The following is a 24,919-nucleotide window of genomic DNA, read 5'->3' on the forward strand; positions in this document are numbered from 1 at the left end:
TGTGGTAACTTAATTTTAACAGAAAGTGTCCTTTTTTAAATGCAAAAATTAAAGCCGATGACATTTTACTTTCGTAAAATGCCACCGGCTTTTTCATTTGAAAAGGTAGGGTTTTGTCCCAGCCCCTTTTCTTCTTATATTTGCTAGTCGGAACAATTAATCGATTATAAGATATGGCCGCATCATATCATAATCCTCATGCTCAAGAACGTGGCAATGCCACACATATTGACCTGAATAAGGAGCAAAACGGACAATAACACGAGTTACTTCACCAGAATGTGCAGCAACTGTATCCTTATATCCCCGTTCATTAAGTTCCGGAGGTCGAGCTGGCCCTGTATATTTGATTTCTCCAGTCTCATTATAATGCGCCAAATCAAATGGTATCCGATCTAAAATTTGAAATTGAATTAAATGGAGATGTATTGGATGAGTAAAGCCCATGATATTAATAAATGACCATATTTCTGTCGTACCTAAACCTGGCTTTTCTGTAACTGGATCCGCCCATTTTTTCCCGTTAAGCAATGGAAGTGGACGACCATATTCATCCGTTGTTCCAGTTAACTTTAAATTCCGATGTGCAGTAATTCGATTTCCCTTAAGTGAAGGGATGTAAGATAAACGCTTTGGAATGTTGTTAGTACCCTCTTCTGAAAGAGGTAGGCTAACTTTAAATTTCATCACATCAAATGTTTCATCCGCAGGATCTGGATTTGGACCTAAATCATTTTTCAAAATAATCTCTTCACCAGCATAATTTGAAAAATCAATTAGTAAATCAGCTCGTTCCGCTGGCTCTAGTGTGAACCTATCAAGCTTCACAGGCTTACGCAATAACCCTCCATCTGTACCAATTTGAAAAAAGGATTGGCCTGAATCAAGGTATAATTGATAGGAACGGCCATTCGATGCATTCAATAGGCGAAATCGGTATAAACGGGGTTCAACCTCAAGATAAGGCCATACCTTGCCATTTACTAAAAGCGTATCACCTTGAAAAAACGGAACAATCGATGGATTTGGCAGATTTTCCGAGGCATTATCAGGCTGGTTAGGATAAAGCAAAGACCCATCATCATGAAAGGAACGATCTAATAGAATGAGAGGAATTTCATACTCCCCTTTTGGAAGCTTCAAGCTTTCCTCCCTTTTATCACGTAAAATATACATCCCAACAAGACCTGCATAGACGTTAAGCCTAGTCATCCCCATAGCATGATCATGGTACCATAACGTAGCTCCACGCTGATGATTTGGATAATGATAAATCTCCCTTTTGAAAAACGGACCTACATGTTGAAAGTCCTTTGTAAACCAAGCTTCTGGATAGCCGTCACTATCAGGCTCCGTCTCCATGCCATGTAAATGTGTCACCGTTCGAACTTCCGCATCATGCCCGTCATGAAAAATAGAATGATCAACCGGGAGGAAATGGTTATCTGGAAGCTGATTTATCCATTTCACATCAACAGGCTCTCCTTGTTTAACATCGAACAACGGACCTGGGAACTGACGATTATACCCCCATAGTTTAGTTTCTTCTAAATCTCTATGCAGCTTTTGTGTAAACTCCTCCATCGTCACTTCATAATATGCTGTATGATTATCCTTCTTAAGAGGAGTAGCTACTGACATTTTAGGAAGCATATCAACAAATTTTTCAAGTTTTCTTGTCATCATACTCAACTCCACTCCATTATGCTCTATATAGTAGATGACAAAAATACCCATTTGTAGATAGGCTATTTCACTAAAAACACTTTATCGTAACGGCAAGAAATTTACGTTATTCTGTTTAGATGTATTTATCTTATAAACTGATTATCATCTCGTTCTTTTCTAATTGAATATTCTTTAATTCACTTTCCTTTTGGTCAATTTGGTTCGATAACTTTATTAAAATTTGATTTACTTTTTCATAATGCTCTCTTGTTTGTTTTAGTGATTCAGTAATCTTCCCTTGAACCATATAATCAGTGATAAATCCATCAAAGAAGAAATCAGCGAACTTTAGCATCTCAGATATATTTACTTCCACTTGAACAGCTTCTTTGACATCTAATAGTTCCTTTTGGAATTGGCGCATTCTTGTTTGAGCTTCATGTAAATCCTTTTCAGCTTGATCAATATGCTGATGCTTTACAAATCCTGATATTGTCCCCCCGCCGAACATGTCTAAAGCTCCCCAATTTTCTGCGTTTTCCAGCGATGTAATTGCTTGTTTAAGAGAGTGCTTAACCCGCTCTCCAGCGATTTTTGCTTCTTCAAGCTCTGCTATGTATGCTTTTAAATTACCTTCCTTTTCACTTAATTCAAACACATCATTCGCATAAGACAACGAACTCGCTTTAATAAGAGTTTCTTTTTGCAGCAATAACTGTTGATATTCGTATTCCGTATTTTTTAAATGGAATAGCTTTTGCTTGAGCGTTTGTATTGCTTCTTCAATTTCCATTTTCGATTTTGCCGCCTCTTCAAGCTTATGCTGGGCAGCAAGCAAATCCTGTTTTTCCTTTGATAATTTATCATGCTTCGTTCCAGATAATGTTGCAAATAAGTTCGTTAAACTAAAGCCTTCTAGCTTCTCAACATCTACCTGCTCTTCCTCAAATTGGATTCTAAGCTCTGATAATCGTTCATCAAGTAGTTCTGCTTCCTTATAATAATCTGCTAGTTGGAGCTCATACTTCTCTTTCTTCCGTAAATCCCCTCGTATTTCAACTAGCCTTTCATTTATTTCTGTGAACATGGAGATCCCTCCTATTAGTACTAGTAATTAATACGCAAATAGGGGAAAAAGGTTTCATCAATCGTCAGCCTTATTTCCTATCAATCTGCTATTCTTAATAATTTCTTTATTAAACATTTCACAATTTCATATTGTGTAAGTTTTTCCAATAGTTTATCATTGATAATGATTATCGATATCACTTAGAGAGTTACTTCTCATATTTATTACCGTTACCAACTAGTTGGAACCTAACAATCAAAAAAATAAAATCTTTATGCGACGGAGGATGAAAATGAAAGGGAAAAAATATTGGCTTATAGGTGGAACAGCATTACTAGCAATTAGCTTATCAGCATGTAGTGATAACAAGGAGACCACTCCTGCGACAGCAAAGGAGGATGTAACAACAGAAAAGGAAACAAAAGAGGGTCAAGCTACTGAACAGACTACTTCCTACTTAGGAGAAAATTATACGCTACCAGCGGAGGTTAATAATATTGTCACTGCTAGCCTTGAATCAATGGAGGATGCAGCAATTTTAGGGGTGAAACCAGTCGGTGTACTAGCGATTGCCAACGAAATTCCTACATATCTAGCAAATGAATTAGAAGGTGCAGAGTTAATCGGTGATAAATTCGCTCCAAATAACGAGGCTATCCTTGCATTAAAACCAGACGTCATTATCGGCTCATCAAAGTTTCAGGAGGAAGTTGTAACTCAATTAAATAAAATTCAAACGATGATCCCTTATTCTCATATTTCATCAAATTGGAAAGACAATTTAAAGCTATTAGGACAGCTTTCTGGAAAGGAATCTGAGGCTGATAGCATCATTGCTGATTATGAAAAAAAGGCAGCTGAGGCAAGAGAAAAAATAGAAGGCTCAATAAAGGATAAGCAAATCCTTATTATTCGTGTACGCCAAGGTATTATGAACGTTTATCCTGCAAATGTTTATTTAAATCCAGTACTATATGAAGATTTAGGTGCGCAAATTCCAGAGGTTATTAGCAACACAAAGGCACAGGCAGAAATTTCATTAGAGGCTTTAGCAGAGGTCAATCCAGATTATATCTTTTTACAATTTGAGACAAGTGAAAACAGTGAAAATCCAACTGCACTTGATGAATTAATGGAAAATCCAATTTTCCAAAGTATTGAGGCCGCAAAAAATGATCATGTTTTCGTAAATGTCGTTGATCCGTTAGCACAAGGTGGAACTGCTTGGTCAAAAGTTAAATTTTTAGATGCTGCCATCGAAAGCCTCTCAAAGGAATGACGAAGGTGTGAAGAATGGTCATGACGAAAAACAATTGGCTTGCAACGATGATTCTCGTCATTTCTCCATTATTCATTGTTTTAGCGATTATCGTTTCTATCTCATATGGTGCAAAGGATATTTCTCCTTTCACTATTTGGGAGGCGCTAACACATTTCAATGGAAATAATGTCGATCATAATATCATTTCAACAGCCCGATTACCTCGTGTAATCGCCGCATTATTAGTAGGGGCATTTTTAGCGGTTTCCGGTGCAGTCATGCAAGGAATGACGCGAAATTACCTTGCCTCACCTTCAATTATGGGAGTAAATGACGGATCAGCCTTTGTTATTACGTTGGCAACCGTCTTTATCCCCGGGCTTTCAAATGTACAGATGATTTTATTATCAATGGTTGGCTCTGCTATAGGTGCTGGCTTAGTTTTTGGCTTTGGCTCCCTTGTAAAAAAAGGGCTCTCACCTGTCCGCCTCGCCATTATTGGAACGGTAATTGGGACCTTTTTAAGCAGCATTGCTCAAGCGATCGCTATGTATTTCCAAGTTTCCCAAACGATTAGTGTTTGGTATAATGTAAAGCTTCAAACAGTAAACCCAGATTTATTGCTCGTATCAATTCCTTTTGGGATAGTCGGTCTTCTTCTCGCTTTACTCATAGCAAAATCAGTTACGATCGCTTCTTTAGGAGAAGATGTTGCTCTCGGATTAGGCTTACGAACAAAATGGGTGAAAGCAATTAGCATACTCTCTGTCATTTGTCTGACCGGAACAGCTGTTGCATTAGTTGGGAAAATTGCCTTTGTCGGACTTGTCATCCCACATATTACCCGCTTTATTGTTGGCGTTGATTATCGTTTAATCATCCCGTGCTCAGCTGTGATTGGCGCGGTTTTCCTAGCGTTTTGCGACATATTTAGCCGATTCATTAATTATCCTTTTGAAACCCCAGTCGGTGTTGTAACTGCGATGATTGGCATTCCCTTCTTTCTTTATTTAATAAAGACAAAAGGAGGAGGACGCCATGGGTAAGCAAGCACTAGGTAGATTTATCATTACAATGCTCGTTTTTTTAGGATTAACCTTTATCGCCTTTTATTTTCATTTAACAAATGGCGCGTTTGATATGTCTGTTGCCGACGTTATCAAAACAATCCTTCACATTGATGCAAATGAACATCACCAATTAGTTATTTTTGAATTTCGCTTACCGCGAATTATCATTGCTGCAATAGTTGGAATAGGGTTAGGGATTGCCGGAACTGTCATTCAAGGAATCACGCGAAATGGCTTAGCCGATCCTGGAATATTAGGTATTAATGCCGGCGCTAGCGCTTCAATTGTTTTGTTTATGTTTTTCTTTCAATTCGCTTATACAAACATGAGTGAAAACAATTGGACATCGATCTTGATGATGCCTCTTTTTGGCTTTGTTGGCGGTTGCCTTGCCGCACTAATCATCTTTCTTTTTGCCATGCGTCGAGGCGTTCTAGATATGCAAAGGCTCATTCTTACAGGAATAGCCATTAGCAGCGGCTTTAGTGCAGTTACTCTTTATCTATCATTAAAAATGAATGAAAAGGATTACGAAATGGCTGCTGTTTGGATATCTGGAAGCATCTATCATGCGAATTGGACCTTTATCATTGCCATTCTCCCTTGGATTATCCTATTAGGATCAATCATTATAAGAAAAAGCTATTTACTCAATTATTTTCAATTAGAAGAAACAAGTGTAAGAAGCTTAGGAATTTCGGTAAATAAAGAAAGGGCGATCCTCTTACTATGCAGCATTGGCATTGTAAGTGCATGTGTCTCTGTATCAGGTGGAATCGGATTTATCGGTTTAATCGCCCCACATATTGCGAGAAGATTAGTCGGAATTGATCATCGCTTCATTGTCCCAGCAAGTGCAATAATTGGGATGTTCTTGCTCATTGTCTCAGACTTTTTTGCGAAAACATTATTTGAACCATCAGAGCTCCCAGTAGGAATTGTTATTTCAATTGTCGGCATCCCGTACTTTTTATATTTATTAGCTAAGGCAAAGGCATAAAATTTCCGGCTATCTATAGGAGGATAGTCTAAAAGAGGTGATATTTCTTTGAAAACTAACGTTCAGTTAGCTCAAACAGAAGCATGGGAAATCTACTCGCAAATCATGGACTACACATATGAGATTAAGGTTTATCTTCCAGATGAGGAGCCACCTGAAAAAGGATTTCCGGTTTATTACCTGTTGGATGGAAATGATTATTTTCAATTCGGACGTGACATTGTTAAGCTACAATCTCGAAACACACAAAAAACAGCGATTTCTCCTGCCATCGTCATTGGTATTGGACATAAGCATCTTGAGGAAAGGGTAAAAATGCGGTTTTATGATTTTACACCCCCTGCACCACAATATGTTTATCCTGATCGGATAAAGGAAAAGAACTTACACTTAGGAAAACACGGTGGAGCAGAAAAGTTTCTCACCTTTTTAGAAAGTGAATTACTGCCAATCATTTCGAAAACCTATCACATCGCTCGTGAAAAACAAGCATTATTTGGTCATTCACTAGGTGGCTTATTCGTACTTTGGACGCTATTTACTCGACCAGAGCTTTTTCAAGTCTATTTGGCCTCAAGCCCTTCAACATGGTGGAATGATTATGAAATAAGAAAGTACGCAGAGAAATTCTGTGAAAAGAAAATAAACGTTGATCGTAAGCTATTTGTGTCAGTTGGCAGCGAGGAAATGTTTATGGTGGAAGATGCGAAACAAATTGTTTCAAGCTTAAATGATTATAACATCGAAAAATTACATAAAAGCATCTATGTGGCACCGGATGAAAATCATGCATCTGTCGTGCCAACAATTATGAGTCGGGCCTTTCGCTTTGCCGCCTTTTGATAAAGCAATTTAATGAGAAAAGAGGGTGACTCAAAAGGGTCTGACCCACTTGTATATTGAGTTTGAGGGGTCTGAACCTTTGGTTTTGAGCGACCCTCTTTTTTTAGAAAGCTTTATTTAGATACAATGGATGTGATAATGAAATGATCCTCAGGAGAACGAACTGTTTTGCGCTTGCATCAGTTCATAAATTTTGCGAGCAGTGTTGACATTTCTCACCGTAACTTGTTTGTATATCTTTGTACCAATGATTTTTGACTTTCCGCTTTTGGTTACATTTTGCTTATCGACTGACCAAAGGATTGCACCTGGGACATATTTGACTGTGTCAATATTCGGTTTAATGACAAGATTCTCAAGAACAGATTCATCATCGATTTCATCCCATAAAAACATGACATCACTTGACATGTCTTTGTCATTTTTCCATATGTCAGGAATCGCGTTAATTATTCCCCCGACATCATCGATACTGCGAACTACTACTTTAATTTGCAATCCGAAATCACGCTCGATTGCCTCTTCCAAAATGCCAGATAGTTCCGTCTTTGATAGGTCTTTATTTGAAAAAATAATATTACCTGTATTGATGTATGTTATAACATCTTTCATTCCGGCTTGTTCAAACGTTTGTTTAAGCAGCTTCATGTCAATTTTATTTTTTCCACCAACATTAATCCCCCGAAGCAAAGCAACATAAACCATACCCATCCACCTTTCAACTTTTTACATATAAATCCATTATATTATTAGTGATGATACTTGTCATACTAATCCTTTGACTCTCATCTCTTCATTTTATTCTAGTAATTAATAGATCAAAATATCATTCCTCTATAGAATGGAAGCGAACCTCGGGATAGTTAGCGTTTTGCTTATATATTAACCTTCCATCTATCCCTTGCAAATGGATAGAAAAGAAATCGACTACATATTTGTTTATAATTTCGGTACCTCGTTTTCCATCGATTGAGCCTGTATAGCCAATTAAGCTTAATAGATTAGAAAAAAGCTGGAAGTCTGTAAAATTATAATGCTTCGTTCCCTTAATAGACATCATTACCCCTCGTGAAGCGAGAGATTGATTAATTACTTCAAATTCTTTTCGCTTATAATTCATTAATTCATTCCATTCTTCCTCTGTCATATTACTTGTATTTGTCACTTGATTCTTTTCAATTTCTTCCTTCTGAACGATAAATTCTTCAGGCTGAATGAACATAAATGGTTTTGTTGAACTAGGTATACTATCCATGTTATACAGCGTACCATCCATATTGATCCCTGCCTTTATTCGTTCATTTGTAGCTACCGCATTGAAAGCTGTTGCTCCTCCAAACGAATGCCCCATCATGCCAATATTGTTTAAGTCTAGCTTTCCTTCAAATTTACTTCGAATTGCTCCGTTATTTATTTTCTCTAGATTATCAAGAACAAATTGTAAATCCGCCATCCAAACTTCTCCGTATTTCTTGCTAGTGCCAAAAAAGTCGGTTAGCGCATCCTTTGCTTTAAATCCAGTGACTGTTCCATCAGGAAAAGCAGTTGCTGCTGTAAAATACGTATGATCAATTGCGATCGCAATAAAGCCGTTGCTGGCAAGATTCTCAGCCTGAGTTGTATGCAATACCCTACTCGTACCACCACCATGACTAATAAGAACAACCGGAAGCGATGTCTTTGTATCTATTAAACGTGCATCCTCATAAGCATTGCTTTTTATATATTTCCAATAGTCGAGCATAAATGAAGGAACCCCTAATGATTCTGCAAAAGCCTTTTTATACTTTTGTAAAATTTCTTTATTCTGAGGAATCAGATATTGCCTTTTTCTCTTATTAACATTTTCTGCTGGATACCAAACCTGTACGATAAGCTCTCTCTTTCCATTCTCGCTTTTACTAAATGGATCCACTCTTTTTTCATCAATAAAATGAAATGTCTGTGTACCTACTTTATATGGTCCCTGAACCTCTGGCAGGTTAAACACTGGAAAAGATAAAGATAAAAAAATGGAGACCGCTATGAGCAGTACTGCAAAGAAATGGCAGCAACCCCTTATAAACCTCACCTTTATTTTTAATCGAAGGAACGAAATAATTATTAGCAGGAAGGTGAGAAAATAAAGAAACACCATTTGCCAACGATAGCCTTCAAAGATGAGCTGACAAACGAATATTCCAAGGCTAAAGCATATTGTCGCTATCCTTATGTTACGGCTAATCTTCATACGAAACCAAACATTTACTAACAAGCTTATACATGATAAAACTAGTAGCAATTCTAATATTCTCATCTTTTCATTCTCCTTATAGGAATTCTCCATTTACTTTGATATCAATCATAATGTCCCGAGTTTAAAAACGACTCCTAAGTTTGGTTAAAATTCGGTTAAATAGCTAAAAAGGCAATAGATAAAGTGGTAACCTCCACCATCTATTGCCTTGCTTTTTTGTAGATTTTAAAGTTTGCCATTGTAAAGCCCAGACTACTACTCTCCTTCGCTAAGAAGATAAGCGACAACTGCATAACTTCACGTATTGCTCACAACCCACTCTGCTAAAAAGCTCAATCTCATTAATTACATTCTATTAAAATTCATCAATTGTCTACATTTCTGTTACATAGCTCCCTTGACGGTTAAAGGATATTCTTGTTATTCTAAGTCATTGTTATTAGTTAATCTAGTTAACAATTCATATCTTTGATCTTCCTAAAATCGGTTTTACGTGGAGGTTATCACTTGAAAATATTCATAAATTATCTAAAAGGAATGTCCTATAAGCGTGTTGCTTTTTATATTCTTTTAGGTCTTTGTTTCGTTATTTCCGTATATTTTGTTCACCACAACCATTCTTTTTATGACCGGACAATTGCGGAGGTCATCAAAACAAATGTTGAAAAATCATCAGAAATACGAGATGAACATCAAAATCATGACAAGCTTTATACTCAGCATATCGTTGCGAAAATAAAAAATGGAGAAGATAAAGGAAAGTTCATTCATTTAACGAATGAATTCACATCATCTGGAGCCTATGATCAGGAATACGTTGTCGGGAATGAGCTATTTGTTTCAATCGATAAAAAAGCTGACGGAACGAAGGATTTAACTGGAACAATAAAAGATGTTAAACGAGATAAATATGTTTTAACGGTAGGATGGATTTTTATCTTCATTTTACTTTTCGTAGCAAAAAAGCAAGGGTTATTTTCGATCATTAGCTTAGTTGTTAATGCGATTTTGTTATCGTATGCTTTAGACATTTACTTAAATACATCACATATTAGCCTGCTTTTCATTTGCAGTATAAGTGCGATTTTGTTTACAGTCATCTCTTTACTACTCGTTAGTGGTTTTAAAGAAAAAACCTATGCAGCTATTATTGCTACATTGCTAGGAACCTTCATTACGATGGTCATCACCTATTTTGTGATGAAAATCACGATGGGAAACGGCCTTCGCTATGAAGAAATGCAATTTTTAACTCGTCCACCTCAAGTAGTATTTATAGCCGGAGTATTAGTTGGTTCATTGGGAGCAGTGATGGATGTTGCGATTACGATGTCATCTTCCTTATTTGAGCTATATGAAAAAAATAACGATATACCAGTTAAAGCGTTGAAAGCCTCAGGAAGGGATATTGGAAAAGATGTGATGGGAATCATGACGAATATTCTATTTTTCGCCTATATAAGCGGATCTATTCCAATGCTTATCCTTTATTTTAAAAATTCCTCATCATTGTCGTTTACTCTATCGATGAACCTTTCTTTAGAAATAGCACGGGCCCTTGCAGGGGGAATCGGTATTGTCTTAACGATTCCAATCGCTTTATATACGACTATTTTTTTCATTAATCGAAAGAGGGAAAGAGTATGAATGTACTAGTTATCCTAACAGCTATTTTATTTATATCGATGATTTGTATCGGTGGTAAAGAAGGAGCTCGGTCTTTTGTTGCAGTTTTCATAAATTTTGCGGTGCTTTTTTTAACGATCCTTTTCATGGCGGATCCAAATGTTGATCCAATATTGTTAACGATAATCGCATGTATTATCATTAGCTGCACCAATTTATTTTACATTAACCAAGTGAACAAAAAAACAACGATCGCTTTCCTATCTACCATAATTACGACTTCTATTTTAATCCTCATGATTGTGATTATAACTGAGAAAGCAATGATTCAAGGCTTCGGGGAAGAGGAGGCTGGTGAGCTGGACGCATTCTCCCTGTACATTGGAGTTGATTTTGTTAAAATAGGTGCTTCCATGATAATTATGAGTACAATTGGTGCGATTACCGATGTTGCCATTTCGATTACTTCTCCTATGCGTGAAATTGTGCTTCATAATCCAGAGATTAGTAGGAAGGCATTATTTAAATCTGGAATCAGTATTGGCAAAGATATTTTAGGCTCTACGACAAATACATTATTTTTTGCTTTCTTCGGCGGCTATTTAGGTTTACTAATATGGTTCAAGGATTTATCTTATTCATTTGGAGATATTGTTAATTCAAAAGTATTTAGTGCCGAAATGATAACGATCCTTTTTGGTGGAATTGGTGTAGCGTTAGTTATTCCGATTACATCATGTATCACAGCATATTTTATCTTAAATACAAGAAATACTAAAAAGTTGATGAAATAATTCTAACGGAGCTGACCGAATCATCCTAAAGTCAGCTCCGTTTTCTATAGCTTATGAGGAATAAATACGAGGAGCTCTTTTTCGTTCACTTAAACAAGCGGCGCCTAATACGCGTCAGAACGGTGAGAAATATCTCCTTCCAATTTTATATCTACCTTACCATCGTTCACCTCTATAATCGTCAAACTAGTATCATGTATAAATGGCGGTGCCCACAATTGTTCGATAGGAGCGTTTTTACAATGTGCCAACAATGCCTTTATAAAAACAGAGTGTGTTACAAGTAATACATTCCCTTCCTCATGCTCTCCCATAATCCGAGTTAACACCTTTTTCGCTCTAGCTTGCAGCTGATAAAAGTCTTCACCAGACTTTGTCTTATAAAGATGTGGCGTATTCCAAAAAGCATGGTATTCTTCAGGATAAGCTTCTTCTAAGTCGTTATGTGTTCGCCCCTCCCATTCGCCTAAATTGATTTCTCTAAGGTTTTCTTCTTCTCGTATGATTAGCTTTCTATCCCCTTTAATTAACTCTGCTGTCATCCTCGCCCTTGTACTAGGACTCGCATAAATCATATCGAACTCTGTATCCTTTAACCTTTCTCCCAATAATTTTGCATTTTCAACCCCATTTTCAGTTAAGGCAGAATCCTTCCATCCTTGGAGCCTTTTTTCTGTATTCCATATTGTTTCACCATGTCTTGTAATATAAAGGTTCAGCATCAAATTCATCTCCCCGCAATTTATCAATCTATCACTCTTTATAAGCAATGCATCATCGCTTCGGCCTCATCCCATTTGACAGTAAAGCCCTGCCCCTTCGCACAAAAAATCGAGGACGATGTATACTCTGGATCTGCATTCTTATCATAGCCAATTCGTTCGATAACCTCTTCTTCATTATGGCAACGATGATAGCCTCCAAACGTTAAACTTATCCTCCCTTTTCCATGTGTAAAGGAAGCAAGAACTGTACTATAGTCCATAAACGTAGCAACAGGAGCAAATCCGGTAATTATCGCTTTATCTCCTTCCGTTTCCGGTGCTTCAAACCGTCCATTTGCAGCCTGAATATCTGATAACACCCTACCCATTTGGTCTAAATCTACCTTTATCTTAAACTTGTAAAATGGTTCGAGCAAAATATTACTTGCTTTTTCCAAGCCTTGTCTTAACGCGCGATATGTTGCCTCGCGGAAATCGCCGCCGTGTGTATGCTTATTATGGTCTCTGCCTGTTAGCAATGTGACCTTTATATCCGTTACCTGTGAACCTGTAAGCAAACCGTGATGCTCCCGTTCCAATACATGCTGACCGACTAAGTTTTGTAAGCCAACCGATAAGTTATCCGTATGGCATGTGCTTTCAAAAACAATGCCGCTATTCCGTTCCCCAGGCGTTAATTTCAGATGCACCTCAGCATAGTGTCGCAATGGCTCAAAATGTCCGTATCCAACTACTTCATTTTTAATCGTTTCCTTATAAAGAATCTCTGGCTGTTCAAAATGAATTTTTAACGAAAAACGTTCCAACACCATTTGTTCTAGTACCTCTAATTGGATCGTGCCCATTACATGAAGCTGAATTTCCTGAAGCCGTTCCTCCCAAGTAACATTTAAGGAAGGGTCCTCCGCTTCAAGAATGCGAAAATACCTTAAAGCCTCTTTTGCGTTTACTCCAGGCTCAAAAACAACCTTCGATTTTAAGGCTGGAACCATTTCATACATGGAGGCTTCCTTTAGAACACCGACCCCATCTCCAACTACAGCATTCGAAAGACCTACCACAGCAATGAGCTCACCTGCATTTGCTTGATTCACTTGCTGAAATTGCTTGCCATTATATTTGCGAATTTGTGTAACCTTTTCGATATCTCCATTACCATATACTAAATCATCTCTAACCTTCAACGTTCCACATAATGCTTTTATATACGTTACTCTTGTACCGGCTTCATCATAGCGAATTTTATAGACACGGCCACCAAACGGCTCACTTGTCGAATAATTTGTGACAGTTAATAAGTGAAACTTCTCTAGAAATTCCTTTACACCAATATCTTGTAATGCTGAGCCGCTTGAGCATGGATAAATTTTCGACGACTTAATCATTTCTTTCATTTTCAATAGCCATAGCTTAGAATCATAGCCATTTTCTATATAGTAGGCAAGCAGCTCTTCATCTCGCTCAGCGATAAATTCAATTAATTCTTCCGTCATTTTTTCATCTGAAAAGCCTTCGGAAAGATCAATCATATTTTCTGTAAGCTGACTCCGAATTTCGCCCAAGACCATCTCGACATTTGCACCAGTACGATCTGTTTTATTTATAAAGAAAAAGGTCGGAATGTTATGTTTCTTTAATAGGTTCCAAACCGTTTCTGTATGTCCCTCGATTCCTTCTACTGCACTTACAATGACTATCGCAAAGTCCATCACCTGAATAGCCCGCTCCATTTCAGGGGAAAAGTCGACATGACCAGGAGTATCGATTAAATAGTATGTACAGTCCTCATATTGAAACATTCCTTGGTCAGCAAACACCGTAATGCCACGCTGTTTTTCGATTTCATGGCTGTCAAGAAATGCATTTTGGTGGTCGACACGTCCGCGCGTTTTAATACTTTTCGTATGATAAAGCAGTTGCTCTGAAAACGTTGTCTTTCCTGCATCTACATGTGCTAATATCCCAATCGTTTTGTTCATTGTTCATCTATTGCTCCTATTCTGTAGCTTGTTACTTATCAGTCATTATACCAGACTAATAGCATATTACGCTTACAAGAGATAGTAATAATCACTCCTCATGTATTTAAGATGAATGTACATAATAAAGGAGACATTCAGTAAAAAAGGAGGATAAAAATGAATTATCAGCATATTACAGTTGCCGGAAGTGGTGTTTTAGGCAGTCAAATTGCCTTTCAAACTGCTTTTAAAGGATTTGTGGTATCAATTTATGACATTAATGATGATGCAATTGAACGTGCAAAGGAAAGAATCACAAAGCTTAAAAAACGTTATCAGGAGGATCTAGGAGCAACAGGTGATGCAGTTAATGATGCTTTTAACCGAATTTCCTTTCATAGTGACCTAGCTAAAGCCGTTGCTTATGCTGATCTCGTTATTGAAGCTGTTCCTGAGGTTGTAAATATTAAAACCAATTTTTACAAACAACTTGCAGAAGTTGCACCTGATAAAACAATTTTCGTTACGAATTCCTCGACAATGCTACCTAGTCAATTTGCAGAAGCAACAGGCCGTCCTGAGAAATTCCTTGCTCTCCACTTCGCAAATGAAATTTGGAAAAACAATACAGCAGAAATTATGAAGCATCCTGGGACAGATATGGATGTTTTTCAAGACGTCATCGAATTTGCAAAAGCAATTGGCATGGTCGCTTTACCATTACAAAAGGAGCAGCCAGGCTATATTTTAAATTCGCTATTAGTTCCACTTTTAGAGGCAGCCCAAATGCTATTAATAAATGAAGTAGCCGCCCCTGAAACAATTGATAAAACATGGATGATCGCAACAGGCTCTCCTAAAGGTCCATTTGCCATTTTAGACGTAGTTGGAATTACTACAGCCTATAATATCGCTAACGGTAAAGCTCAAGCAGGCAAAAAAGAATTCGAAAAATTAGCTGCATACTTAAAAACGGAATATATTGATAAAGGAAAGCTAGGAACTGCATCTGGTGAAGGATTTTATACTTATCCAAATCCAAGCTATATGAAGCCTGACTTTTTACAATAAAACAGAAAAGGGCATGGAGATGAGGAATCCCTCATCTTCATGCCCTCCTTCTTATTGTAACTTCATCAGGTTCGTTCATTTCATTTATCTTTGATTTAATTCAATAGTAAATGGTCTTAACTGCTTTGCTTCAATTAAGGATGTAAAATCTACTTGTACAACCGTGTTTTCCAACTTAAATTGTTTGATTTTTTCTTCACCATTAAGCTGAAATTCTGAGCGAAACCTTGCATTCTTTTTATCTATTATTTTAACCGTATTTCTTGACACACTGTGGTTTTCAGGTGGAAATGGGTTATCCTTATCTATTTCATCTACGTACTCCTTGTCAACTAACGTAAACATATAACCTAAATTATGTGATACTAAATCTAGCTTATGTTTACTTAATGAGTATGGTAGCCCTAATAACTGATAATCTAACGTTAACTTATCACCAACATGCTTAACCTGATTAACCTTTAACATCAAGTCTGTTCTCTCGCTTTTTAATGTAAAGGAATTAGTATTGAGTAAATGTTCAACTTTTGGATCTGCAATTGATAATTGTGGATAGAAGGTAAGTGCTGTAATATCTTTATCGATTTTTTTAGTCGTTCCTCGTAATGTTTTATGGTACTTTTCGTCTTGATACCCTTCAGATAAGATGGTTCCTCCTTCTATCCCCAATATCCGTCCTTTATTGTCTATTACTTTAACAAAGTCAATTGCATCCTCTTTATAGGTCGTAATCGTTTCATATACGAGAGAAGAAGATGCTTGGGCTATGCTTACCTCTTTTACACTGATCGCTGCCCCTTCTTCTTGGTATGTTATGGCATCTTCATCGAAGGAAATCAAATTAGATTTCTTTTGAGAAATAGGAATCGTAAAATTCCATTCACCTTTGATCCCATTAATCGAATGGATTGAAATTGGAACTGTTAGGTTTTCGCTAATCTCTTTATAAGGATATGCCATAATCCATTGAAAATCATATCCATCTTTATTAGGCTTTACATCTGTACTTTTCCCATCTAGCCATGGATCTTGATCACCCTGATTATTGTCAAAGTTGACATCAAAGCTTATTTCACCTGGCTCATTATGTCCTTTCTCTAGCTCACCTTTAACATGTCCAGTTATTGAAACCACATTCCCATCAAAATAAGCACTCGTCATTTTTACTGTTACACCATTTTTTGTTAACGCTTGGTTAAGCTCTGTTACCATGTTCTGATTGGCAAGATTGATTCCTAAAGAATCCCCAAAATCGACAAATAGTTGACCTATGAAAGGAGCCTTTGCAAGAACTTTATTCATACTAGGATGGACAAAACCAGAAATGACTGTTCCTCCAATTAATAATAATGCTGCGACTGAACTAATAAGGAGCTTTCTATTATTGGATAATTTTTTTTGTTCATGCCCCCTCCTAAGACCCCTATCTATTGCTTCGAATACCTTATCTCTCGGAACTGGTATTTGCTCCATTGCATGTTTTATCTCTTTTTCACCCATAGCTTTCTTCCTCCTGTAAATACTTTTTTAACATTGCCTTGCCTCGACTTAGATTTGTCTTTACCGTACCTTCAGGAATCCCCATAAACTCACTAATCATTTTTATCGAATAATCATGATAGTAGAAAAGAATAATTGTCATTCGGTAATTCTCTTTCAATTGTCTAACAGCATCCAAAATATGAATGGAATCATCATATTGAATAAGTTGCTGTTGAAGTTGGTTTTGCACCTCTTCTGACATTTGTACAACATTCGTTCTTTTCTTTATTATCTTCGATGAACAACGGATAACAATTTTAGTGAACCAGGTAAGAAAATACTCGGGTTTCTTTAAAGTATGAATGGATATGATTGCTTGATATGTCGCCTCTTGCACAGCATCTAGAGCATCTGCCTCATTATGCACATATAAAAAAGCCGTCCGATAAATTTGTTCATAATGCTCTTTGATTAACTTTTCAAAGGCCTGTCGATTACCCTTAATCGCTTTTTTTACTAAACGCTGTTCTTTTTCTCTCATTACTTTTCCTCCCTTCTTCTTATTAGTGGATAAGATGGAAAGAAAAAGTTTCAATAAAGGATTATTTTTTTCATAAAAATAACCCGGAGTTCGAAACGACTGCCTTCTCAAACTCCGGGGATGATACAAAACGAGCTATGTAACGACTATTTTAAAAACTCCTGCAAATACGCTGACAATTCAGCTGCTGCTTTTTCATGTGCTAGCTTGCCTGGATGACTTCTTGCACCTACTGTTTCGTCCGTCATATTTGGAAGCTGAAAAACTGAAACCATAAGGTCCCCTGTTGTCCTCTTATACGAATCAACAGCACGGTATATCGACGGAATCATCTTGTTACCTAACATGCCATAGGCCCAAACAATTTGTGCTTTTTTGTTATAGGCTCGTAGCTTAGTAAGAAACTTCTCTGCTGCTGCTTCAAACCGTTTTACGTCCTCTTCATTGAACGTACCATCTTCATTCAAACGTTGCTTATAAATCTTTCCTGTCGCTTCATCCTTCCATTCTGGTGAATAGAAGGCTCCGCAGTCATTTGTTCCTAGATTTACAACAACAATATCAGGCTGCCACGCATCGAAATCATGTTCCTGTAAAGCTCCTAATCTTTCATTTTTCTCTCCAGTAAGCAGACCACATACTTTTTCATAGTAGTCAGGTAGATTATAGTTAGGGTTGTTATCCCAGCTTGTTAAAACTCCCCATCCACTTTGAGAAATGACCCGATAATCTGCATTCAACGCATTCGCTGTTAAAGCCGTATAATTGTCGATGGCACTAAACCACATGGAAATCCAGTCTTCTTCAGCCTTTGCTCCTATTGTTCCTTCACCAGAAGTAATGCTATCTCCGATAAATTCAATCTTATATTGTTTATCTTCAACAGGTAAAAATTGCCCATCAAATTTCACAGCATGTATTTGTAATGAAGAGATTGCATCTCCGTTCATTGCTTGGACATCTCTTATAACGCGAATATTTTTTACAACGCTTTCATTCATTCCTCTAAAAAGACAAATCCAATATCTTCCCTTTGTTAGCATCTGTCTCCCAACAGGTGCCGAATTAATGATAATACTTATCCATGGCTCATATAAATCGTAATCTACCTCAACTTCCATCCAAAGCTCTGATCCTTTTGCATTTAATTCAAGTGCACTTCCTGTCCAAAACAATGTTAATGGTGAAAGTGAATTTGTTGTTCGACCATGGACCTTTAAATGTTCGATGTTCGCTAAAGCATGTATCTTCATATTTTGCAACGTATTCCACTCCTAAAGTTATCTGTCTATTTACTATTTATTATAATGAATCGATTTGCAAGTTGTACATATTCCTTAAACGCGTTTCCTATTTATTAAGGTTCTGTTAATATCCCCTTCATGTAGTGATAATCCACCCCCTATATAATAGGAAATGGAAGGAGATGTTAACATGACAGCTATTTGTTTACGAGAATTCAAGAGCCTTTTTAAAAGCGTTCGTTCTATTATCATTATTTTCATTTTGCTTGGCGGGACATTAGGTACAGCAAAGTTACTTAGCCAATTTAACTCAGAGTTAAAGGAGTTTGGTCTTGATAATGCCTATGTGGCGGGACTATTTTTTCTATTGTTAGTTCTCGGTCCATTATTTGTGACAAGCCTATCACATGATGTGATAAATAGAGAGACACATTCTCGAACAATAAGATTTTTAGTAACAAAGCTATCAAGAGATAAAATTGTCATTGCAAAGTTTTTGGGGATTTCCTTTTTCTGGTTTATCTGTATTTTCGTTTCATTACTATTGCTAATTCCTTTTTCTAAAACGTTTTACTTTTTTGATTTAATCGTAGCATTTTTATTCATTACCTATTTTATTGCCCTATCCTTACTTTTTTCGACTGTTATTAGCAAGCCTGGACTAAGTATGTTTATCGGTATTACACTATCAATCGCTTTTCCGATTCTCGGTTTTTGGGGGATGCTTTCTAAAGATTTAATTGTATTAAAAATCTTTAGTTACGTTACACCTTATTTTTACGTTGGACAGGAAGAAACCTTTTACGTATTTTTCATTCCAATATGGACGCTTTTATTTCTTATCACAAGTGTCATCATTAATAGAAGGAGGGATTTTTAATGTATGCGTTCGAAACAAATCAGCTAACAAAAACCTATGGATTTCGTACAGTTGTCAATCATGTTGATTTAAAAGTTACCCAAGGGCATATATTTGGCTTCTTAGGGAAAAACGGTGCCGGTAAGTCGACCTTTATTAATATGGTAACAGGTATTATTAAGCCAACCTCTGGTAGCTTTAAAATTTTAGGAATAGAAGGTACAGATGATAAAGTGAAGAAAAAAATTGGTGTTCTACCAGACTATTCAACCTTTTATGATGATTTAACAGGGATTGAACATTTGCGGTATTTCGGAAAAATATTAGGAGTATCCCATTCCCAAGCAGACTTAATCAAGCTGTTAGAAGCAACTGAACTAGGAGATGCCATAAAAACAAAAACGAAAAAATACTCGTTCGGTATGAAAAAAAAACTAGGGATTGCTCAAGCTCTTATCAATAATCCTGATTTAGTCTTTCTTGATGAGCCAACCTCTGGTGTAGATGCAAACGCCGTTCTAACAATTCACTCCTTAATTAAAAGCGTAGCAGCAAGTGGAAAAACAATATTTTTAACATCCCATAACTTAGATGAAGTCGAAAAACTATGTGATGAAATTGCAATAATGGATAAAGGGATGATACAAGAGCAAGGAAGCATGGCTCAATTAAGAAAAAAATATCAATCACAAGTGACAGTAAAAGTGAAACATCATAAAATTCCGAGCGAACAGAAAACAGTTTTAAGCGAAATCTTTAGCAAAATTGCAAGGGATATCGTATGGGATACAGAATATACGACATTAGTAGCAGATGAAGAATCGATTATCCCAATTATTCACCGGGCATTTGCTAGATTAAACATTGATGTATATCGGATAGAAGTTGACGAGCCCTCTCTTGAAGAAATATTCCTTAATCTAAACACGAGCAACAAAAGCGCTTAGTAAGTTATCAAAACATGAGGTTCAGTAAGAATATGTGGTGGTAAATCTTGTTGGGAAATACATTTACAGGTAGGCAAAATTGATTGAGATAAAAAGAAAGGTTCAAAACATACAAAGATCTAAATATGGTTAAAACGAGAACAAAGTCAACTCTTATAAAAGTTGACTTTGTTCTCGTTTTTTCGATCTTCATTCATAATACATATAAGAATTTTTCCCTCTTTGTTTCGAACGGTACATTGCAATATCCGCATGCTTTAATACTTTTTGCAATTCAGTTCCATCCTGAGGGAACTTAGCAATTCCTATGCTTACAGTTATATCAATTGGATATTTAAAGCTATCCCAGTTAGATAATGTTGTTAATATCTGCTTTGCAGCCACATCTATTTTTTTGTTATCTAATAAGTTTGGAAATAAAATGACAAACTCATCTCCCCCTAATCGAAAAGGGATATTGAATTGTTTGATTTTGTTTAATCTTTGACCAATCTCCATCAGGACTGAATCCCCTACATCATGGCCATAGCTATCATTAACTTGTTTAAACCCATCAAGATCAAGCAGCATAAGCGTCCCCTTATCTGCAATATAGTCAAAGTTATCAAATAAGTAGCCACGATTATATAGGTTAGTCAATGTATCAAGATTAACTCGCTTTTCTAATTCAATAACATATGAGAAAAGCTTAGAAAATCTCTCTAAAATTTTGATATCCTTTTCAGTAAAGTTTGATATTTTGGAGTCTATTGCACATAATGTGCCGTACATTTCACCATTTTGATAGAATACTGGAACACCTAGATAGGAACGGATGTTTAGTTCAGAAGTTAAGGGTAATTTGCTTGTTATTGGATGAGTACGAGTGTCGTTAATAATAAGAGGTGTTTGACTACCAAAGAAAATTTGCTGACAATACGATTCTTTAATATCCATTGATTGAATATCCGATATTGTCACTTCAGAATTACCTAAATTTATCGATTGAATAATCGTAAAGGTTTCTTCAGTCGTTTTCCCCAAGAAAAGGATCTTTCCATCGATCGTTAAATTGATTAAATTTAATAAATCATATGCTGCTTTATATGCCATTCATTCAACCTCACCTTTACGTACATCGTTAGACAAATGCAACAATATATATTGTATCATTTTAGGAAGGGATGACAAAGTTTTCTTATATAGGAAAATAGGTATGTTCATTTTGTGAAGGGCCATTTCCACGAGGATGTTCTGACCACTGTCTAATGGATATAGACTATCTAGAATAGTTAGCTTTTTTAGAAGTAGTGGCACTTCCTTCAGCAACTTCAAACTTCATGTTACTACCTAAAAATCATTCCCCTTCCTCAGCAGATATAGATAATCAGTTGCTACAACAACTGGTGTATCTGTTTCATCTGGACCATTTTCATTATCAACAATACTTACCGCATTTTGTGGAGCCATGACAGTAGGGTATATACAACAATTCCACCTATACATAACGGACTCCTTCTAGCTAAGAAAACTTGCAGTTAAGAAAACTACTAAATTAGCTTTTTCCTTCCCCACTTATTATTCTCACCCCAATCTTTTCAATTTTTGGACTAATAAAAAAGCGCCCGATCACTTTAAAAGGACTAATCCAAAATCCACACACTGAACGAAATATACCAAAAGCCCCTCTACAAAAACTCTACAAATATTTCTTTTTTCACATCTTTTCCTAAATTTTTCTCCAATACAACAACTTAAAGTATGATATTTTTTCAATAATAATAGTCAGAAAGTATTGTTTTCTCTAAAAAAGTAAAATCATTTATTTTTAAAGAAGTATGAATACAGGACATAATTTCAAGATTATAAGAGGATGCTGCTTCTATAAACAACATCCTCTTATAGTAGAAAAATCTTAATTCGTTATTATTTGTTCAAAAAGGGGATGAAGGTGGATGAATCATTATTACACCTCTAATACGATTGATAAATCTCTCGAGTATACTTTGTAATTGCTTCATCATAATGAGGATAAGTATATCCAAGCTCTCCTGCTACAGATTTAGCGTATTTTCTAAATAACTCATAGCATGTAAATAATGCTTGCCACGTATTTTTGTAGGAATTAACAGAATATGTTGAAAGCAATGTCTCCCAATCTTCTTTACATAAATATTGATTAATAAATTTATAGTTTTTGCCTAAACTAAATGAATATCCCTGCTCTAGGCCAATTTTCCAAGACATCATTCTTAATAAATTGGGCCTAGCAATTTCATTTAAATGATCGATGGCAAAAAGAATTTCCTGTCTCGCTAAGCCTTTTACTACATAGGTTGAAACCATCCAAAATTCATTGCAGCAATCATCAAACTCCCTCGCTGTCGGCTCTTTTATCCAATATTTTCTGTCATTAGCATGGATTTCGTTTATGACTAAACCATCTTTATCAAGAAGAACTTCAACTAACCCATCGCTGGTCGAAAAATAATTCTCAACCTCATCTATCGGAATTAAGGTTAAATCTAGCTTATTTCCATCCTCGAACAAAATTATATAGGAAAACCAATTGCCTAATTCAGGAGGGAAAAGCTCCATATCCTCAGGCTTTTGCATCATCATTCTTTTCCCAAAACAATCCAACCATTGATCATTTTCTTTAAAGGAATTCATATCTGTTACAAAAAAGGAAATATCATAATCTTGGAAGGAATCACGAGGTATGTTTTTATTCGTCCGTGATCCTTCCAACGTAACTAAGCGAATTCGTTCGTTATTTTTTGCAAATTCAACAAATAAACTCATCATTTCTCGTTCACTTCTCATTTTACTAGTCCTCCTTTTATCATCTGTAACCATCAATTAGCTCCTACTTCTTTATGATTAAGTGTAATCTATACAGGAAGACTAGAGAATGACAAAATAAAAAAAGAAGCACTAATTCACTAGCACTTCTTCTCAAGTCTTTAAAGCATTAATTGGATTTCACAGTTTCACTTAGTCCTAGTAACCGACCCTTGACACGATCGATTACTTCCTGTTCTACACCTTTTGCGATTAAATAATTGTCAAATGTTTGATACGTATTTTGAATATACTCATATGCCTTTAAAATGTAGTCTCGGTCAGAATACAAAAGCTCGATTGGAAATTTCCGATTCACGCTTCCCATCTCGTGAAACGATTCCAAGTTTGTATATGTAACTTCATAATTCGAGATAATATCCTTTTTCTCCACTCCTGCTAATCCTAGCAGTAGCATTGCCAAGACCCCTGTGCGATCTTTTCCAGCCATGCAATGAAAGACGATGCAGCCTTCTTCAGCCTGACCGATGACTTCAAAAATCCTTTTCACTGACTCACATTGCTCTAATAATTCAATGTAAAAATCCCCCATAAATATCGTTTCTGTCGAAAAAGTAATATCCGATACATTCTTAGTTAAAAATGGAATATTATAATAAGCACAAAAGCTCTCTTCTTTAAGCGGATTTTTATGAGTTTGTATCTCATCCTCTCCACGCAAATCAATGACGGTTTTCACACCGTACTCCTTTAAAAATTCGGTGTCATCTTTAGTAAGCTTGCTCATATCCGCCGATCTTAAAAAAGCGTGCCACATTGTTTGTTCACCATGCTTCGTATTATAGCCACCTAATTCCCGACAGTTTTCAATGCTATCTAGTGGCAAACGAACCCAATTTAATTTTGCATTTTTCATTAACGAACGTCCTCCTAAGGATCAAATGTTCCCAAATTTTATTTTGTTTTTAATTTTCGTAGCCATAAGCTCAATCATAAACATCAGCAAACAAATCATAATGATAATTGTCGTTGTTTGCCCGTAATTATACGTACTAATAGACTGTGTCAATAAAAGACCAATCCCTCCGACACCAATGATTCCTAAACCAATGGACTCTTCAACATTGCCCTCAAACCGAACTGTAATCCAGGAGACAAAAGAAGTTATACAAAGCGGAAGCAATCCATGAAAGATAATGCTTAACCAGGAGGCCCCGGTTGACCTCATCGCTTCAATAATCTCACTGCCAACCTCTTCTATACTCCCTGTAAAGCTTTTAAAAAGATAACCTACGGCTGGGAGCAGCATCGCAATAAAGCCCGACGTATAACCAAATCCTAAGCTTGCAATCACCATTAATCCCCAGACAAGGGAAGGAACAGCACGGATTATGGCAAAAAAACCTTTAATAAAAATCGCTAAATACCGATTTGGTGTAATCGTAGACGCAGCTAAAAAACTTAACAGCATCGCTACAAAAACAGCGACAACTAATGTTAAAAAAGCCAATGCTAGACTTGTCACAATACTTAAAAGTGCATCTGGAATAACCGACAAATCAATGGCCATCATATTACTTAGAACTCCAGGCACATTTTCTAGCCGTTCAAAAAATTTAGTCATATCTAAGTTAATTAAGCTTATAGCTGTAAAAAACACAGCTCCTAAAATAAAAACAAATAATATCGCTTTAATGACACTTCCCTTTGAAGTGACTCGAATATGATTCATTTTGAT

The 24,919-nt window shown here is 36.4% G+C and carries 23 protein-coding genes; 9 read left to right on the top strand and 14 right to left on the bottom strand.

Annotated elements, in window-relative coordinates; all coding sequences use genetic code 11:
• Positions 1-156 precede the first annotated feature (156 nt).
• Together ACTJJ9_RS01150 and ACTJJ9_RS01155 are read right to left on the bottom strand one after the other, a co-directional pair.
• The gene (locus ACTJJ9_RS01150) at positions 157-1,683 is read right to left on the bottom strand and encodes a multicopper oxidase (RefSeq protein ID WP_145581691.1); all 1,527 of its coding nucleotides are present in this window, start codon (positions 1,681-1,683) and stop codon (positions 157-159) included.
• Between the two features lie 133 nt (positions 1,684-1,816).
• Complete coding sequence (locus ACTJJ9_RS01155; RefSeq protein ID WP_145581690.1) at positions 1,817-2,755, bottom strand: hypothetical protein; 939 nt, start codon at positions 2,753-2,755, stop codon at positions 1,817-1,819.
• Between the two features lie 274 nt (positions 2,756-3,029).
• On the opposite strand from ACTJJ9_RS01155, the gene ACTJJ9_RS01160 reads away from it, so the two are divergent.
• Genes ACTJJ9_RS01160 through ACTJJ9_RS01175 form a run of 4 tightly spaced genes read left to right on the top strand, consistent with a single transcriptional unit; the run spans position 3,030 to position 6,911 of the window.
• Entirely contained in the window at positions 3,030-4,016 is a 987-nt protein-coding gene (locus ACTJJ9_RS01160) for an iron-hydroxamate ABC transporter substrate-binding protein (RefSeq protein WP_440768362.1), read from the top strand.
• 20 nt (positions 4,017-4,036) lie between these two features.
• Complete coding sequence (locus ACTJJ9_RS01165) at positions 4,037-5,044, top strand: iron ABC transporter permease (protein WP_145581720.1); 1,008 nt, start codon at positions 4,037-4,039, stop codon at positions 5,042-5,044.
• Positions 5,037-6,068 (top strand): iron ABC transporter permease, encoded by a 1,032-nt coding sequence (locus ACTJJ9_RS01170; RefSeq protein ID WP_145581688.1) that lies wholly within the window; start codon positions 5,037-5,039, stop codon positions 6,066-6,068. The genes ACTJJ9_RS01165 and ACTJJ9_RS01170 overlap by 8 nt, the downstream gene beginning before the upstream one ends.
• A 48-nt stretch (positions 6,069-6,116) precedes the next feature.
• Entirely contained in the window at positions 6,117-6,911 is a 795-nt protein-coding gene (locus tag ACTJJ9_RS01175; protein ID WP_255451859.1) for an alpha/beta hydrolase-fold protein, read from the top strand.
• A 150-nt stretch (positions 6,912-7,061) separates the two neighbouring features.
• Here ACTJJ9_RS01175 and ACTJJ9_RS01180 read toward each other — a convergent pair whose 3' ends face one another.
• Entirely contained in the window at positions 7,062-7,616 is a 555-nt protein-coding gene (locus ACTJJ9_RS01180; RefSeq protein ID WP_145581687.1) for a DUF1697 domain-containing protein, read from the bottom strand.
• Between the two features lie 121 nt (positions 7,617-7,737).
• Positions 7,738-9,207, bottom strand: coding sequence for an alpha/beta fold hydrolase (locus ACTJJ9_RS01185; RefSeq protein ID WP_186324185.1), 1,470 nt, complete (start codon positions 9,205-9,207; stop codon positions 7,738-7,740).
• 447 nt (positions 9,208-9,654) lie between these two features.
• Between ACTJJ9_RS01185 and ACTJJ9_RS01190 the strand changes: the two genes are divergently transcribed.
• Together ACTJJ9_RS01190 and ACTJJ9_RS01195 are read left to right on the top strand one after the other, a co-directional pair.
• Positions 9,655-10,794: a YibE/F family protein gene (locus ACTJJ9_RS01190; protein ID WP_440768363.1), complete on the top strand. Its 1,140-nt coding sequence runs from the start codon at positions 9,655-9,657 to the stop codon at positions 10,792-10,794.
• Positions 10,791-11,567: a YibE/F family protein gene (locus ACTJJ9_RS01195; protein WP_145581685.1), complete on the top strand. Its 777-nt coding sequence runs from the start codon at positions 10,791-10,793 to the stop codon at positions 11,565-11,567. The genes ACTJJ9_RS01190 and ACTJJ9_RS01195 overlap by 4 nt, the downstream gene beginning before the upstream one ends.
• A 104-nt stretch (positions 11,568-11,671) precedes the next feature.
• On the opposite strand, the gene ACTJJ9_RS01200 is transcribed toward ACTJJ9_RS01195, so the two are convergent.
• Complete coding sequence (locus ACTJJ9_RS01200; protein WP_145581684.1) at positions 11,672-12,289, bottom strand: histidine phosphatase family protein; 618 nt, start codon at positions 12,287-12,289, stop codon at positions 11,672-11,674.
• Between the two features lie 38 nt (positions 12,290-12,327).
• A complete protein-coding gene (locus tag ACTJJ9_RS01205) occupies positions 12,328-14,271 on the bottom strand; it encodes an elongation factor G (protein ID WP_145581683.1) in 1,944 nt (647 codons plus the stop codon).
• A gap of 159 nt (positions 14,272-14,430) precedes the next feature.
• On the opposite strand from ACTJJ9_RS01205, the gene ACTJJ9_RS01210 reads away from it, so the two are divergent.
• Complete coding sequence (locus ACTJJ9_RS01210; protein WP_440768364.1) at positions 14,431-15,324, top strand: 3-hydroxyacyl-CoA dehydrogenase; 894 nt, start codon at positions 14,431-14,433, stop codon at positions 15,322-15,324.
• A gap of 84 nt (positions 15,325-15,408) precedes the next feature.
• Here the strand turns inward: ACTJJ9_RS01210 and ACTJJ9_RS01215 are convergent, their stop codons facing one another.
• The 3 genes from ACTJJ9_RS01215 to ACTJJ9_RS01225 all read right to left on the bottom strand — a co-directional run bounded on the left by ACTJJ9_RS01215 (position 15,409) and on the right by ACTJJ9_RS01225 (position 18,600).
• Complete coding sequence (locus ACTJJ9_RS01215) at positions 15,409-16,824, bottom strand: DUF4179 domain-containing protein (protein WP_145581682.1); 1,416 nt, start codon at positions 16,822-16,824, stop codon at positions 15,409-15,411.
• Positions 16,817-17,347, bottom strand: coding sequence for a sigma-70 family RNA polymerase sigma factor (locus tag ACTJJ9_RS01220; protein ID WP_145581681.1), 531 nt, complete (start codon positions 17,345-17,347; stop codon positions 16,817-16,819). The genes ACTJJ9_RS01215 and ACTJJ9_RS01220 overlap by 8 nt, the downstream gene beginning before the upstream one ends.
• A 146-nt stretch (positions 17,348-17,493) precedes the next feature.
• Positions 17,494-18,600: an SGNH/GDSL hydrolase family protein gene (locus tag ACTJJ9_RS01225; RefSeq protein ID WP_145581717.1), complete on the bottom strand. Its 1,107-nt coding sequence runs from the start codon at positions 18,598-18,600 to the stop codon at positions 17,494-17,496.
• Between the two features lie 181 nt (positions 18,601-18,781).
• Here ACTJJ9_RS01225 and ACTJJ9_RS01230 point away from each other — a divergent pair, with 181 nt between their 5' ends.
• Positions 18,782-19,471: an ABC transporter permease gene (locus ACTJJ9_RS01230; protein WP_145581680.1), complete on the top strand. Its 690-nt coding sequence runs from the start codon at positions 18,782-18,784 to the stop codon at positions 19,469-19,471.
• Positions 19,471-20,397 (top strand): ABC transporter ATP-binding protein, encoded by a 927-nt coding sequence (locus ACTJJ9_RS01235; RefSeq protein ID WP_145581679.1) that lies wholly within the window; start codon positions 19,471-19,473, stop codon positions 20,395-20,397. Before ACTJJ9_RS01230 ends, ACTJJ9_RS01235 begins: the two co-directional genes overlap by 1 nt.
• 189 nt (positions 20,398-20,586) lie before the next feature.
• Here ACTJJ9_RS01235 and ACTJJ9_RS01240 read toward each other — a convergent pair whose 3' ends face one another.
• The 5 genes from ACTJJ9_RS01240 to ACTJJ9_RS01260 all read right to left on the bottom strand — a co-directional run bounded on the left by ACTJJ9_RS01240 (position 20,587) and on the right by ACTJJ9_RS01260 (position 24,913).
• Positions 20,587-21,489, bottom strand: coding sequence for a sensor domain-containing diguanylate cyclase (locus ACTJJ9_RS01240; RefSeq protein WP_145581678.1), 903 nt, complete (start codon positions 21,487-21,489; stop codon positions 20,587-20,589).
• Between the two features lie 237 nt (positions 21,490-21,726).
• Entirely contained in the window at positions 21,727-21,882 is a 156-nt protein-coding gene (locus tag ACTJJ9_RS01245) for a hypothetical protein (RefSeq protein WP_170944277.1), read from the bottom strand.
• Between the two features lie 468 nt (positions 21,883-22,350).
• Entirely contained in the window at positions 22,351-23,202 is an 852-nt protein-coding gene (gene ant(6) / locus ACTJJ9_RS01250) for an aminoglycoside 6-adenylyltransferase (RefSeq protein WP_145581677.1), read from the bottom strand.
• Positions 23,203-23,350: 148 nt separating this feature from the next.
• Entirely contained in the window at positions 23,351-24,097 is a 747-nt protein-coding gene (locus ACTJJ9_RS01255) for a tyrosine-protein phosphatase (protein WP_145581676.1), read from the bottom strand.
• Between the two features lie 21 nt (positions 24,098-24,118).
• Positions 24,119-24,913, bottom strand: a complete 795-nt coding sequence (locus ACTJJ9_RS01260) for an ABC transporter permease subunit (protein ID WP_145581675.1) — start codon at positions 24,911-24,913, stop codon at positions 24,119-24,121.
• Positions 24,914-24,919 lie beyond the last annotated feature (6 nt).

Source organism: Metabacillus sp. 22489 (assembly GCF_052044855.1).
GTDB classification, from domain to species: Bacteria; Bacillota; Bacilli; order Bacillales; family Bacillaceae; genus Metabacillus; species Metabacillus niabensis.

What these genes read in the sequence shown, in the direction of transcription:
- ACTJJ9_RS01225 (WP_145581717.1), bottom strand. Translation starts at nt 18,600, where the DNA reads ATGAAGATACATGCTTTAGCGAACATCGAACATTTAAAGGTCCATGGT.
- ACTJJ9_RS01210 (WP_440768364.1), top strand. Translation starts at nt 14,431, where the DNA reads ATGAATTATCAGCATATTACAGTTGCCGGAAGTGGTGTTTTAGGCAGT.
- ACTJJ9_RS01185 (WP_186324185.1), bottom strand. Translation starts at nt 9,207, where the DNA reads ATGAGAATATTAGAATTGCTACTAGTTTTATCATGTATAAGCTTGTTA.
- ACTJJ9_RS01165 (WP_145581720.1), top strand. Translation starts at nt 4,037, where the DNA reads ATGACGAAAAACAATTGGCTTGCAACGATGATTCTCGTCATTTCTCCA.
- ACTJJ9_RS01260 (WP_145581675.1), bottom strand. Translation starts at nt 24,913, where the DNA reads ATGAATCATATTCGAGTCACTTCAAAGGGAAGTGTCATTAAAGCGATA.
- ACTJJ9_RS01170 (WP_145581688.1), top strand. Translation starts at nt 5,037, where the DNA reads ATGGGTAAGCAAGCACTAGGTAGATTTATCATTACAATGCTCGTTTTT.
- ACTJJ9_RS01200 (WP_145581684.1), bottom strand. Translation starts at nt 12,289, where the DNA reads ATGCTGAACCTTTATATTACAAGACATGGTGAAACAATATGGAATACA.
- ACTJJ9_RS01150 (WP_145581691.1), bottom strand. Translation starts at nt 1,683, where the DNA reads ATGACAAGAAAACTTGAAAAATTTGTTGATATGCTTCCTAAAATGTCA.
- ACTJJ9_RS01220 (WP_145581681.1), bottom strand. Translation starts at nt 17,347, where the DNA reads ATGAGAGAAAAAGAACAGCGTTTAGTAAAAAAAGCGATTAAGGGTAAT.
- ACTJJ9_RS01245 (WP_170944277.1), bottom strand. Translation starts at nt 21,882, where the DNA reads ATGTATAGGTGGAATTGTTGTATATACCCTACTGTCATGGCTCCACAA.
- ACTJJ9_RS01180 (WP_145581687.1), bottom strand. Translation starts at nt 7,616, where the DNA reads ATGGTTTATGTTGCTTTGCTTCGGGGGATTAATGTTGGTGGAAAAAAT.
- ACTJJ9_RS01235 (WP_145581679.1), top strand. Translation starts at nt 19,471, where the DNA reads ATGTATGCGTTCGAAACAAATCAGCTAACAAAAACCTATGGATTTCGT.
- ACTJJ9_RS01195 (WP_145581685.1), top strand. Translation starts at nt 10,791, where the DNA reads ATGAATGTACTAGTTATCCTAACAGCTATTTTATTTATATCGATGATT.
- ACTJJ9_RS01205 (WP_145581683.1), bottom strand. Translation starts at nt 14,271, where the DNA reads ATGAACAAAACGATTGGGATATTAGCACATGTAGATGCAGGAAAGACA.
- ACTJJ9_RS01255 (WP_145581676.1), bottom strand. Translation starts at nt 24,097, where the DNA reads ATGAAAAATGCAAAATTAAATTGGGTTCGTTTGCCACTAGATAGCATT.
- ACTJJ9_RS01160 (WP_440768362.1), top strand. Translation starts at nt 3,030, where the DNA reads ATGAAAGGGAAAAAATATTGGCTTATAGGTGGAACAGCATTACTAGCA.
- ACTJJ9_RS01215 (WP_145581682.1), bottom strand. Translation starts at nt 16,824, where the DNA reads ATGGGTGAAAAAGAGATAAAACATGCAATGGAGCAAATACCAGTTCCG.
- ACTJJ9_RS01230 (WP_145581680.1), top strand. Translation starts at nt 18,782, where the DNA reads ATGACAGCTATTTGTTTACGAGAATTCAAGAGCCTTTTTAAAAGCGTT.
- ACTJJ9_RS01240 (WP_145581678.1), bottom strand. Translation starts at nt 21,489, where the DNA reads ATGGCATATAAAGCAGCATATGATTTATTAAATTTAATCAATTTAACG.
- ACTJJ9_RS01155 (WP_145581690.1), bottom strand. Translation starts at nt 2,755, where the DNA reads ATGTTCACAGAAATAAATGAAAGGCTAGTTGAAATACGAGGGGATTTA.